The sequence below is a fragment of the Actinobacillus equuli genome, assembly GCF_900636745.1.
Lineage (GTDB): Bacteria > Pseudomonadota > Gammaproteobacteria > Enterobacterales > Pasteurellaceae > Actinobacillus > Actinobacillus equuli.
This window is the reverse complement of sequence record NZ_LR134310.1, coordinates 36,227-48,800: the sequence shown is the minus strand read 5'-3', so window position 1 is coordinate 48,800 and position 12,574 is coordinate 36,227. Positions and strand designations below refer to the sequence as shown.

The 12,574-nt window shown below is 39.0% G+C and carries 11 protein-coding genes; 7 read left to right on the top strand and 4 right to left on the bottom strand.

The genetic code is table 11. The features are described from left to right. Positions 1–66: 66 nt before the first annotated feature. Positions 67–1,260, bottom strand: coding sequence for an ROK family protein (locus EL121_RS00250; RefSeq protein ID WP_039196892.1), 1,194 nt, complete (start codon positions 1,258–1,260; stop codon positions 67–69). A gap of 198 nt (positions 1,261–1,458) precedes the next feature. On the opposite strand from EL121_RS00250, the gene rnd reads away from it, so the two are divergent. The 6 genes from rnd (at position 1,459) to tsaB (ending at position 9,176) form a co-directional block, all read left to right on the top strand. Beyond that, entirely contained in the window at positions 1,459–2,574 is a 1,116-nt protein-coding gene (rnd, locus tag EL121_RS00245; RefSeq protein WP_039196890.1) for a ribonuclease D, read from the top strand. A gap of 141 nt (positions 2,575–2,715) precedes the next feature. Continuing rightward, entirely contained in the window at positions 2,716–3,198 is a 483-nt protein-coding gene (gene lrp, locus EL121_RS00240) for a leucine-responsive transcriptional regulator Lrp (protein ID WP_005596879.1), read from the top strand. Between the two features lie 9 nt (positions 3,199–3,207). Further along, positions 3,208–6,129: a DNA translocase FtsK gene (locus EL121_RS00235; RefSeq protein ID WP_039196888.1), complete on the top strand. Its 2,922-nt coding sequence runs from the start codon at positions 3,208–3,210 to the stop codon at positions 6,127–6,129. A gap of 185 nt (positions 6,130–6,314) precedes the next feature. Continuing rightward, a complete protein-coding gene (ypfJ, locus tag EL121_RS00230) occupies positions 6,315–7,178 on the top strand; it encodes a KPN_02809 family neutral zinc metallopeptidase (RefSeq protein ID WP_039196886.1) in 864 nt (287 codons plus the stop codon). Between the two features lie 122 nt (positions 7,179–7,300). Further along, on the top strand, positions 7,301–8,377 hold the full coding sequence (gene aroG, locus EL121_RS00225; protein WP_039196885.1) for a 3-deoxy-7-phosphoheptulonate synthase AroG: 1,077 nt from the start codon (positions 7,301–7,303) through the stop codon (positions 8,375–8,377). A 106-nt stretch (positions 8,378–8,483) separates the two neighbouring features. Continuing rightward, positions 8,484–9,176, top strand: coding sequence for a tRNA (adenosine(37)-N6)-threonylcarbamoyltransferase complex dimerization subunit type 1 TsaB (tsaB, locus tag EL121_RS00220; protein WP_039196882.1), 693 nt, complete (start codon positions 8,484–8,486; stop codon positions 9,174–9,176). Positions 9,177–9,622: 446 nt separating this feature from the next. On the opposite strand, the gene EL121_RS00215 is transcribed toward tsaB, so the two are convergent. Next, positions 9,623–10,204, bottom strand: coding sequence for a thymidine kinase (locus tag EL121_RS00215; protein WP_039196881.1), 582 nt, complete (start codon positions 10,202–10,204; stop codon positions 9,623–9,625). A 58-nt stretch (positions 10,205–10,262) separates the two neighbouring features. Then, positions 10,263–10,481: a cell division protein ZapB gene (gene zapB / locus EL121_RS00210; protein ID WP_018650966.1), complete on the bottom strand. Its 219-nt coding sequence runs from the start codon at positions 10,479–10,481 to the stop codon at positions 10,263–10,265. A 185-nt stretch (positions 10,482–10,666) separates the two neighbouring features. Here zapB and glpX point away from each other — a divergent pair, with 185 nt between their 5' ends. Then, positions 10,667–11,665, top strand: coding sequence for a class II fructose-bisphosphatase (glpX, locus tag EL121_RS00205; protein ID WP_039196880.1), 999 nt, complete (start codon positions 10,667–10,669; stop codon positions 11,663–11,665). 95 nt (positions 11,666–11,760) lie between these two features. Here glpX and EL121_RS00200 read toward each other — a convergent pair whose 3' ends face one another. Then, positions 11,761–12,534 (bottom strand): Nif3-like dinuclear metal center hexameric protein, encoded by a 774-nt coding sequence (locus EL121_RS00200; protein ID WP_014991521.1) that lies wholly within the window; start codon positions 12,532–12,534, stop codon positions 11,761–11,763. Positions 12,535–12,574 lie beyond the last annotated feature (40 nt).

Below are 12,574 nucleotides of genomic sequence, written 5' to 3'. Positions count from 1 at the left end.
ATTTATTTCTCTATTATCTAAAAATAACAAAAAAGTTACAAAATTGCCTATATTTTAGCTCAAGTTTTAAAGCTGAATGATGTCCTTGATCAAATTTCCCTCATAAATCCCTTGTTTTATTGCGGAACAAGCAATAAGTGGACTATTCCATTCAAATTGACTGGTTACTAAGTCTACTTGGTGGTTACCGATAAGTAGTTCGTTTTGTAATTTTTGCTGAATTTGTTCGAATAGAATATGTTTAATACGTAAAAGCGGCGAGTTAAGCATAATTTTTTCAGTTGAAAAAATATTAATCAGATTCATTAATACATAAGCCAAATTATCACTAATATGCTCCAGAATCATCAGTGCAGCTTCATTTTGCTGTTCGATTTGCTCACATAAATACTGAATTTTTTCATTGTGCTGAGTAAATGTATTCGGTAGATAACGATCAACTAAACGGATAATGGCAGGGAAGGTAACCTGATGGTTAAGCTGATAGCGCTGAATTTCGTCACAATCACTTGGTGCGGCAACATCACTCAACGAGCTGAATTTGGGCATTAGCATTTTATCAACATTCATTTTTGATTGTTGGTGAAGTAAATTGCCACGTAATAAGACACTTAGATTGACTGCTTCATCTAGCTGCAAGAAAATCACGTTATCATTATTAATTAAGCTACCTAAAGTTGATTCCGTTAAAAGCCATAATTGAAAATGCTCGTTTAATAAAATAGGACAATCGAATTGTGCTTTTAATGTTTCCACAAATGCGCATTCGATAGATGTATCACCTAAACGTGTAATCTTACTATGTTCAGCATTAATTTGCCCAACAACACTAATTGATACGGCTAATATTCGATTTGTCTCCATCGGCGAATGCCAGAAAAGATCATTTAGACAAGTTTGTAAGTAGTTATCAAGTTGCGGATAGTCTTTGGAAGAAAGAGAGTAATGCTTGGTTTGAATTGGTTTGCCATTTAATTCGCACAATGAAATTTCTACGTTATCTGGAGAAAGCGTAAAACAGAGTAATTGCCAGAAAAAATTAGATACGGCTAAGCCTACAGCAGGTCTGCCACGTGAGGTGTTATTTTGTACCGTACGTTCCAAGATGAATTTATTATCAATTAATGATTTGGTGAGATTCGTAATTGAAGCTGGTGCTAAGCCCGAGAGTTTAGCAAGATCTGTACGCGAAATAAGTTCAAATTGTTCCACTAGTCGATAAATTGTACCAAGATGTTGGGTTTTATTATCAGAAATCATAGTATAATCCTTAAGTTAAAGCGTACTTCATGCTTATAAAAAGAAGCACTGCTATTAAAATTTACAAAATCAAACACTCCATAAGATAATTATTTTTGCTTCAATGCTTTTGAAGTACAACCACTTTATTGTAATTCTGTGAACTAACTCACATAATTAATTTATTTATTGAAAAAATTAACTAAAAAGAGCATAAAAATGAATCAGAACATTCACTATATTTGGGTTGATACCAATCAAAAATTAGCTGAGGTTTGCCAAAATGCAGGTCAAAAACAGGCAGTTGCATTGGATACGGAATTTATTCGTACTCGTACTTATTATCCTAAATTAGGCCTGATTCAGCTATTTGACGGCGAACAAGTGAGTCTTATCGATCCAACTAAAATAGATGACTTTGCGCCTTTTATTGAGCTATTGGCGAATCAACAAGTAGTAAAAGTTTTACATGCTTGCAGTGAAGATCTTGAAGTCTTTCAACATCGTTTCAAACAATTACCAACACCTCTGGTGGATACACAAATTATGGCAGGCTTTGCCGGAATTGGGGTTTCAATGGGATTTGCTAAATTAGTAGCGCATTATTTACAGATTGAACTGGATAAAGGTGCATCTCGTACAGATTGGTTAGCCCGTCCTTTAAGTGAAGAGCAATTACAATATGCAGCAGCGGATGTATGGTATTTATTACCGGTTTATCAACGCTTAGTCGTAGATCTTGATGTTACCCGTTGGCAGAATGCAGTAGAAGAAGAGTGCCAAACTCTCTTGGAAAAACGCCAAAACTTACCGAATAGTTCAAAAGCATACAAAGATATTTCTAATGCATGGCGTTTGACCTCAGCACAATTAGCTGTGTTACAAGTTTTAGCCAAATGGCGTATGGAAGAAGCGGAAAAACGCGATTTAGCGCTGAACTTTGTGGTAAAAGAACAGAATTTATTTGAAATAGCCAAACTACAGCCTAAACATACTTCTCAATTATTGGAATTTATGCATCCGAACGAAGTTCGTATACATGGTAAAAAGTTATTACTATTAGTTGAGCAAGGGAAGGCGGTTACGAAAGAAGATTATCCGCCGACAATATCCCGTCTTGTCGATGAACAGGGTTATAAACACAGCTTAAAATTATTACAGCAAAAATTAGCCGAAATTCGACCGCTTGATCTTGCCCCTGAATTATTAGCAAGTAAGCGTCAATTAAATCAATTATTTAGTTGGTTTATTCGAGGGAAAAATCCGGAGAAATTGCCGGAGTTACTTAAAGGGTGGCGTAAAGAGTTTGGGACTCAATTAGTTCAAGTTCTCTAAAATTAAATCTGATCTATCGAAGGGAAAGCTTACTGCAAACAAGCGGTGAAATTTCCCTTATTTTTTGCAAACTCAATTAGACCAATGCGCTTAAACCCTGTACAATAGATCATCAGCACAAAAAACTATAAAGGGTAAAAAATGGAACATAAAAAACTACCTAAAGCATTAGATGCCATCGATTTAAAAATACTGAACGAGCTACAACGTAACGGTAAAATTTCCAATATCGAACTTTCTAAACGTGTTGGTTTATCACCGACACCTTGTTTAGAGCGTGTAAAACGTTTAGAGAAGCAAAATGTGATTATGGGATATAGAGCGTTGCTTAATCCTGAATTACTCGAAGCACCGTTACTGGTGATTGTAGAAATCACCTTAGTGCGTGGAAAACCGGATGTGTTTGAGGAATTTAACCGTGCTGTGCAACAACTGGATGAAATTCAAGAGTGCCATTTAGTTTCCGGTGATTTCGACTATTTGCTAAAAACACGTGTGGCGGATATGGCGGCTTATCGTAAATTATTAGGCACGACTTTACTTCGTTTACCCGGTGTGAATGACACTCGTACTTACGTGGTAATGGAAGAAGTAAAACAAACTAATTATCTCTTATTAAAATAAGGAGTGAGTGTGATCGAACGATTCAAACCACGCTTAAAAGGTAAAGAAAATGTGATTAATTTCGCATTAATTTTAATGGGGCTATTTGGCTTTTATTTGCTCGTGGCATGGGCAAGTTATAGTCCGCTAGATAATGCTTGGAGTACGGCAAGTAGTGTTACGGAGCATAGAGTATTGAATAAAACGGGTGTATTCGGCGCTTGGACGATGGATTTACTGTATGCTTTTTTAGGTAAAGTTGCATTTATTGTGCCGTTTACCTTATGCGGCGTATCGGTATATTCGTTGGTTTTCCGTTTAGCGAATGAGTGGACTTGGAAACATTTTTGCTTGCGTTTCAGTAGTTTTATTTTATTACTGATTGGTTTGGCTGGGCTTGCTAGCGTGGTGTTGTCAAATAATGCCTATTATTTATCCGGTGGTTTTGTCGGCGGTATGTTCCAATCACTACTTGCAACAACAATCGGTCAATTCGGTGCATTGTTTATTGCAATGATTTTTACCGGTATTGGTTTCTATTTTTGTTCAGGTCAATCACTCCTACTACTATTTGCCCAATTCTATGATTGGCTTGTGGCAAAAGATCAACCTAAAGAGACGGCGGTAGCAGCAGATACGGAAGTAAATGAAGCCCATTTGCAAAATTCAGAAGAAATTCAACCGCTTGTTATTGATGAGAATACAGCAGAAGAAGCACAAGATAATGCCGAGACTCAGCAGCTTACGGATGTTTCAGTATTTAGCCGCCCAAATATTACCGGCTTAAAATCACAGTCTGAATTTACTCCAAATGAGACAGATACTGGATTATCGGATCAAAATATGTTTAACGTAGAAACTGAACTTGAATTACCCAAAATTAATATTCAAGGAATGGAAATTACTAGTCAGCCGTCTGTTGCCCAAGAATTTGTTGAGTCTAACGCAGAAATTGATTTACCGAAAATTCGTTTAAATCCGTTAGTGGAAGCTGTAGTACCTCAGTCTGAAGTGATTTCGCCGACTGATGAATTCAAGCAAGCGCTTGAGCAGCAAGATGAATTTGAAGTAGTAGAGAATAATGATGAGGCGGATGCAACGGTTGAATATCAAGATATGAATTCACCTATGCCGGCATTTGTTCAAGAAGCAAAACCGGTGGTACGCCTACAACCAGTGCTTGAAGAATCGACACAGAAAGAAGAGCTTGAAGAAGATTATGAAGCATTATTAGCAAAAGAATTTGAACAAGCGGAGCAGGCTCGTTTAGCGCAAATGGAACAACGTGCTAAAGCGCAAGGCTTAGAGCAAACATTTGAAAACATTATCAAGAGTGAGCCAGAGCCAGTCGTTATGCCAAGTGTGAAAGTAGCTAATATGCAGCAGGAAGCAGAACCGGTATCAGCGCCTAATTATCCAAAAGGTTATGGCGATACATTAATACATCCATTGTTACAACGTAACCATACAACAGAAAAACCGACAACGCCGTTACCGACACTTGATTTGTTAGACGAGTCGCCTCGCCAAACACAGCAAATTACCGAGCAAGAAATTGTTGAAACTTCTCATCGCTTGGAAAGTGCGTTAGCAAATTATGGTGTGAAAGCAACAGTTGAAGACGTATTGGTTGGGCCGGTAGTTACCCGCTATGAAATCAAACCGGCTGCTGGTGTTAAAGCCGCAAAAGTAGTCGGTTTAGCAAGCGATTTGTCCCGTGAATTAATGTTTAAAGCGATTCGTATCACTGAGGTTGTTCCAGGTAAACCTTATATGGGAATTGAAACGCCTAACAAACAGCGTGAAACGGTTTGGCTTCGTGATGTGTTAAATAGTGATGCCTTTAAACACAGTAAAGCAACCTTACCAATGGCGCTAGGTAAAGATATTAGTGGCGAACCGATTGTGGTTGATATGGCAAAAATGCCGCATTTACTGGTTGCAGGGCAAACCGGCGGTGGTAAATCGGTTGGGGTCAACACCATGATCTTGAGCTTATTATTCAAGCTTTCTCCGGAACAAGTGCGTTTTATTATGATTGATCCGAAAGTGGTTGAATTATCCATCTATAACGATATTCCGCATTTGTTAACACCGGTCGTGACCGATATGAAGAAAGCAGCAAATGCTTTACGTTGGGCGGTGGAGGAAATGGAACGCCGTTATTTATTAGTAAGTCATTTAAGTGTGCGTAATATTGAAGGTTACAACGATAAAATTGACCAGGCAGCTGCGATGAATTTCCCTATTCCTGATCCAACTTGGCGCCCGGGCGATTCAATGGATCAATTACCGCCGGCACTAGAGAAACTCAGTTATATTGTACTGATTGTAGATGAATTTGCGGATTTAATGATGTCTGCCGGCAAAGAGGTCGAAGAATACATTATGCGTATTGCGCAAAAGGCTCGAGCGGTCGGTATCCACTTAATTCTTGCAACGCAACGTCCTTCAACCGATGTGATTACCGGTGTAATTAAAGCGAATATCCCAAGCCGTATTGCCTTCACCGTCGCTAGCCAAATTGACTCGCGTACCATTTTAGATGCAGGTGGGGCGGAAGCATTATTAGGTCGAGGCGATATGCTGTATTCCGGTGCTGGAAGCCCGGATATTATTCGTATCCACGGTGCATTTATGAGCGATGAAGATGTGCAACGTGTTGCGGATAACTGGCGTGCACGTGGCAAACCGCAATATTTAGAAAGTATTGTCGCTTCCGTTGAAGAATCCGAAGGTTCAGAGCGAGTTGGTGGAGCCGGCGACCTCGATCCACTGTTTGATGAAGTTGTTGAATTTGTAATTGAAAGCGGAGTGACTTCAATAAGTGGTCTACAACGCCGCTTCTCATTAGGTTTTAACCGTGCAGCACGCATTGTTGACCAAATGGAAGCACAAGGTATTCTTTCAGAGCAAGGAAAAAACGGAAAACGTGAAATTTTAGCAAGATAAAAGCGACAATGTAACGTTTTATACTTTAAACAAGCGGTTAAATTTGGGCAAAACTTTGCAAGTTTGGCTTTGAATTTAATCGCTTTCTGCTATTTGGATTTAGCACCGGAATTACTTGTAGGATATCGCTGGATATTCGTATAAAATTAGGGTTGATTTATTATTTTAGTTTCAAGGAAAGCAAAATGCGTTTAGAGAATGAAAGAGAAAGTTCGAACGTAGAAGATAGACGCGGACAAGCCGATTATGGTCGTCGTTCTTCTGGTGGACGAGCTAAAGGTGGGATTTTAGGCTTTATCATCGTATTAATCGGGGCTTACTATGGCGTGGATTTAACTGGTTTGATGGGATATAACGATTCACAATCTTCTTATCAGCAGCAACAAACTGCACCGATTATTTCTGCAGAAGAAGCGGAACTTAATACGATTGCTCGCAAAGTACTGCACACTACGGAACGTATATGGGGTAATTATTTTAAACAAAACGGTTTGACTTATCGTGAGCCCAAATTAGTGCTTTACCGAGGCGTTACGCATACTGCTTGCGGCACAGGGCAATCTGCTATGGGACCGTTTTATTGTCCGTTAGATCAAAAGGTATATCTTGATCTGTCATTTTATGATGATATGAAATCTCAGCTTAAAGCCCCGGGCGATTTTGCTTTTGCTTATGTGATTGCACACGAGGTTGGTCATCATGTTCAAAACTTATTAGGCATCAGTGAGCAGACTCAAAGAGCACAACGTAACGCTCGTAACCAAGCGACTGCGAATAAAATATCAGTAAACGTAGAGCTCCAAGCGGACTGTTTTGCCGGTGTTTGGGGTTATCAAATTCAAAAAGAAGGGAGATTAGAAGCCGGGGATGTAGAAGAGGCGTTTATTGCTTCACAGGCTGTTGGTGATGACCGTCTGCAAAAGCAAGCACAAGGTTATATTGTACCGGACAGCTTTACTCACGGTTCTTCCGCTGAGCGTTTAGCTTGGTTCCGTAAAGGGCTGCAGTCAGGTAATCCAGCTGTTTGTGACACGTTTTCTATCCGTTAAATCACAAAAGCAATCCTGTACTAGTTAAATAGTATTAAAACTATTTGACATCATTTTATAATTTTATTAAGTTAGGTCTACACCTTTTCTAATAACCGTTTAAAACAATAAGAGAACACACAATGTCTTACAAAAATGATGACCTACGAATTACTAATATTGAAGAACTTTTACCGCCGGTTGCGCTATTAGAACGTTTTCCGGCAAGTGAAGTTGCAGCTGAAACGGTGGAACAAGCCCGTAAGGCTATCCATAAAATTATTCACGGTGCGGATGATCGTTTATTAGTAGTGATTGGTCCTTGCTCAATCCATGATCCTAAAGCGGCATTAGAGTATGCACAACGTATTAAGGCACTTCGCGCTGATCCTAAAATTAACCAAAATCTTGAAGTTGTTATGCGAGTGTATTTTGAGAAGCCTCGTACCACTGTAGGTTGGAAAGGGCTAATCAATGATCCGTATTTAAATGAAACTTATGCACTAAATGATGGTTTGCGTATTGCGCGTAAAGTGCTATCGGACATTAATGATTTAATGGTTCCAGCAGCAGGTGAATTTTTAGATATGATCACGCCGCAATATATGGCGGACTTTATGAGTTGGGGCGCAATTGGCGCGCGTACGACTGAATCTCAAGTTCACCGTGAATTAGCTTCAGGTTTATCTTGTGCGGTAGGTTTTAAAAATGCAACAAACGGCAGTGTAAAAATTGCCTTAGATGCGATTGGTGCAGCAGAAGCACCACACCATTTCTTATCAGTTACTAAATTTGGCCATTCTGCGATTGTCTCTACCGCAGGTAATCCGGATTGCCATATTATTTTACGTGGTGGTGATAATGGTACAAACTATGATGCGGAGTCTGTTGCAAGAGTGTGTGCGGATATTGAGAAATCTGGTCGCCGTCCACACGTGATGATTGACTTTAGCCATGCCAATAGCCAAAAGCAATTTAAACGCCAAATGGATGTTTGTGCTGACGTATGCCAACAAATTGCGAATGGTTCGGAATTTATTTCAGGTGTAATGATTGAGAGTCATTTAGTTGAAGGTCGTCAAGAACTAGGCGATGGTAATTTAGAGAATTTAGTATATGGCCAAAGTGTGACAGATGCATGTATTGGCTGGGAAGATAGTGAAAAAGCATTATTTGCATTAGCGGAAGCGGTTGAACAGCGTCGAGCTAAGCGTGCTTAATCACTAAAAATTTATATCAGAAACACGGAAATAATAGGTTTTTGCAAACTTTTTTGTGAAATTAACCGCTTGTTTCCGTGTTTTCTGTCGTTTTAGGATAATAAAAATGAACAAAACAATTCTTGCTATTGATACAGCCACTGAAGCTTGCTCTGTGGCGTTATTACATAATGGACAAATTTCTGCATTTGATGAACTAAGTCCAAGAACACATACACAGCGAATTCTACCAATGATAGATGAATTATTAGCAAAAGCTGGTATTTCTCTTAAACAAGTTGATGCGCTAGCATTTGGTCGAGGGCCAGGAAGCTTTACCGGTGTTCGAGTAGGTGTTGGTATTGCTCAGGGGCTGGCAATGGGAGCAAATTTACCGGTTGTACCGGTCTCAAATCTCTTAGCAATGGCACAAGCAGCTTATGAGAAAATAGGAGCAACAAATGTTGTTGCACTGATTGATGCCCGTATGAATGAAGTTTATTTTGCGCAATATGAGAGAGTAGGACAGTGCTGGCAAACAATTGTTGCTGAGCAAGTATGCTCACCAGAGCGTGCTATCAGCCAAATACAACCGAAGGATAATACTGTGGTTGTAGGTACCGGTTGGGCGGCATATTCGCAATTTCCTGATACACAATTACCGCTTTTAGTGAGTGACATTACCTTACCTTCAGCAAAATCAATGCTTACACTTGCAGAATCCGAATTTGCTCAAGGGAATACGCAATCGGCACTACAAATTGAACCGGTTTATTTGCGTAATGAAGTGACCTGGGAAAAGTTACCGCATAAGCGTTAGGACTTAGATCACAAACAATTCTTGCTTTTGTAGAAAAATACAAAGAAATTACAGAAGGCACGTTATACTGATGTGCCTTTTCTTTTTTGTAGGATCTTACAAGAATCTATTTTTATCATTCCTCCTCCCGTATATCCTTCAAAACAAGCATGTAAATTAAACAATAAGTTTATATATTGAGCAGTCGCTTACTTATTCCGATAGTTTTCCCTTTGTGGTACCTAAAGTGGAGTGCAACTCAGATCTTGGAGTGAATTTTTTAAAGCATTTATTCTTGTAAATAGATCGTTACACTCCATTTTATTGAGCAATCGCTAACTTGGTACTTAGCCAAAAATGGGTATAAAGAACGAAATTTGGGAAATAGAAATTAAGGGAGGGAAAGAATAGCAGCAAGCGGTTATTTTTGTAAAAAAATTCGTAAAAACAACCGCTTATAAGTAAGACTAGAGTTTATTGAGTTTTTGTTTATAGTGGTAACGACATACTGAAAGATATTTGTCATTTCCTCCAATCTGAATTTGGTCGCCATCGGCGACAGCTTCGCCTTTCTCGTTCATGCGAATGACAAAATGGGCTTTTTTGCCACAATCACAAATAGTTTTTAGCTCTTGTAATTCATCTGCCCAAGCTAATAAATACTGGCTTCCCTCAAAGAGCTCTCCTTGGAAATCTGTACGTAAACCATAACATAGCACTGGAATTCTTAGTTTATCTACTACATCAGTTAACTGATATACCTGCGTTTTCGTAAGAAATTGAGCTTCATCAATTAAGATACAGTGTAACGTTTTTTCTTGATTAGTACGTTGAATTTCATCGAATAAATTTGATTCCGATTGAAATAATTGCGCTTCTTGTGAAATGCCAATACGAGAGCTTACTTTGCCAACACCATAACGATCATCAATCGCAGCGGTATAAACCAAAGTATTCATGCCTCGTTCTTGGTAGTTATAAGAGGATTGAAGCAGGGTGGTTGACTTTCCTGCATTCATTGAAGAGTAATAAAAATAGAGTTTTGCCATAATCTTACACAAATAAAAAACGGCTAATACGCATTAGCCGTTCTACAAAAAAGGAAAATTATACGTTGTCGATTTGACCTAAAAGTGAACGTAAACGATCTTGGAAGCTTTGTTGCTCAGATTTTAATTGTTCAAATTCTTGGCGTAATGTTTCTTTTTCTTGCTCTACAGTATTGTTCTTTTCTTTTAATTCTTCTACTTCTAATTGAAGTAATTGAATTGTTTCTACTGCTTGTTTAATTTTTTCTTCAAGTTGGTCAAGAATTGATAATGACATAATTGGATTTCCTCTTAAAAACAGATATGTAAAGTGCAAGAATTATACCTCAGTTAGGCGTTGATTTCATTGAAAAGTTCATGCATTTTGGAATTTTTCTTCATTTGCTGATTTTTTAGTAACGAAATCGATTGCTAGCTGATAAAATATGACAAATATTGGTTATTTTATGTAAAGGATGTTAAATGAAACGTGCTATTTCTTTCGAGTTTTCTCGTGTAACGGAAGCCGCTGCACTTGCAGCTTATGACTGGATTGGACGAGGTGATAAAAATGCAGCAGATGACGCCGCAGTAAAAGCAATGCGTTTGATCATGAATAAGATGGAAATTCGTGGTGAAATCGTGATTGGTGAAGGCGAAATTGATGAAGCGCCAATGCTTTATATTGGTGAGAAAGTCGGACGTTCTCAACCGGAAGATGATGAAGTTGCGATTGCGGTTGATCCGATTGACGGTACTCGAATGACCGCAATGGGACAAGCAGGTGCATTAGCTGTTTTAGCCGCAGGAGGCAAAGATACTTTTCTTAAAGCACCGGATATGTATATGGAAAAATTGGTGGTGGATAGCGAAGCAAAAGGAATGATCGATTTGGATCTGCCCCTGGAGCAAAATATTCGTCGTGTCGCGTCGAAAAAAGGTAAATTATTGACACAGATGACAGTCGCGATTTTAGCAAAACCGCGCCACGATGAAATCATTAAAGCGGTGCAAAAATTAGGTGTAAGAGTGATGGCTATTCCTGACGGTGATGTTGCAGCAGCGGTACAGTGCTGTTTGCCGGATAGTGATTTAGATTTGGTTTATGGTATCGGTGGTGCGCCGGAAGGCGTGGTTGCCGCAGCAGCAGTTCGTGCATTGGGCGGAGATATTCAAGGTCGTCTTATTCCTCGTAATCAAGTAAAAGGTAATTCGCCGGAAAATCTTTCTGCTGCGGAAAAAGAGCTTTCACGCTGTGCACAAATGAATGTACCGGTTAATAAAGTATTAAAATTGGAAGATTTAGTGCGCGATGATAATGTGTTGTTTGCAGCAACCGGAATTACTACCGGTGATTTATTAAAAGGCGTACAACGCAAGGGCAGTATGATGTTTACAGAGACATTATTAATTCGAGGCCGTTCACGTACTATTCGTAAATTGGCTTCTTATCACGATATCTCTCGTTTATCTGAAGACTAAAGCTAGTTACAAAAAAGTCGTATCTATTCCGATACGACTTTTTATTTTTAGAGCAAAAACATCGTTAACTCTAGATTTTATCTGTATTTCAAATATTAAGCTGGGTTATCGATATCAATAAATTCTACATCTAAGCCGTATTCTTTTGCCAGCCATTCACCAAGTGCTTTCACACCGTCTCGCTCTGTAGCGTGGTGTCCGCAAGCGAAGTAATAAATCCCTTGCTCACGGGCGGAATGAGTGGTTTGTTCTGAAATTTCGCCGGAAATAAATGCATCACAGCCTTTACTTGCCGCTAAATCGATATAACCTTGTCCACCACCGGTACAAATACCGACTTTGCGAATTAATTTATGCGGATAATCAGCAATAAATTCATCACATAAAATCGGTTTACGGTTAAGTACTTGTTCAATACGTTCCGCAAATTCTTGCGCAGCAACTGGCGTTTCCAGCTCACCATATACCGGAATTGAATTCGGACGGTCTTCTAAACCTTGTAGGTTTATCACGCCTAATTTTGTGGCTAATTGTGCGTTATTGCCTAGTTCGGCATGCATATCAAGCGGAAGGTGATAGCCAAATAAATTAATGTTATTCACTAATAATTGTTTGATACGTTTCCCTTTCATACCTCGGATACAGGGCGATTCGCTTTTCCAAAAATAACCGTGGTGTACCAAAATCGCATCGGCATTTTTTTCAATCGCCTTTTCGATCAGCGGAAGGGTTGCGGTCACCCCAGTCACAATGTGCTGAATATGTGCTTTACCTTCTATTTGCAAGCCGTTTGGCGCATAATCGCTAATCGCTTTACTATTTAATTTTTCATCAATAATTTGTTCAAGTTCGAGATTAGATAGTCCCATTTATTCTTCCTTTTAAGATAAAGCAAGCGGTTAAATTATC

What these genes read in the sequence shown, in the direction of transcription:
- EL121_RS00250 (WP_039196892.1), bottom strand. Translation starts at nt 1,260, where the DNA reads ATGATTTCTGATAATAAAACCCAACATCTTGGTACAATTTATCGACTA.
- rnd (WP_039196890.1), top strand. Translation starts at nt 1,459, where the DNA reads ATGAATCAGAACATTCACTATATTTGGGTTGATACCAATCAAAAATTA.
- lrp (WP_005596879.1), top strand. Translation starts at nt 2,716, where the DNA reads ATGGAACATAAAAAACTACCTAAAGCATTAGATGCCATCGATTTAAAA.
- ypfJ (WP_039196886.1), top strand. Translation starts at nt 6,315, where the DNA reads ATGCGTTTAGAGAATGAAAGAGAAAGTTCGAACGTAGAAGATAGACGC.
- aroG (WP_039196885.1), top strand. Translation starts at nt 7,301, where the DNA reads ATGTCTTACAAAAATGATGACCTACGAATTACTAATATTGAAGAACTT.
- tsaB (WP_039196882.1), top strand. Translation starts at nt 8,484, where the DNA reads ATGAACAAAACAATTCTTGCTATTGATACAGCCACTGAAGCTTGCTCT.
- EL121_RS00215 (WP_039196881.1), bottom strand. Translation starts at nt 10,204, where the DNA reads ATGGCAAAACTCTATTTTTATTACTCTTCAATGAATGCAGGAAAGTCA.
- zapB (WP_018650966.1), bottom strand. Translation starts at nt 10,481, where the DNA reads ATGTCATTATCAATTCTTGACCAACTTGAAGAAAAAATTAAACAAGCA.
- glpX (WP_039196880.1), top strand. Translation starts at nt 10,667, where the DNA reads ATGAAACGTGCTATTTCTTTCGAGTTTTCTCGTGTAACGGAAGCCGCT.
- EL121_RS00200 (WP_014991521.1), bottom strand. Translation starts at nt 12,534, where the DNA reads ATGGGACTATCTAATCTCGAACTTGAACAAATTATTGATGAAAAATTA.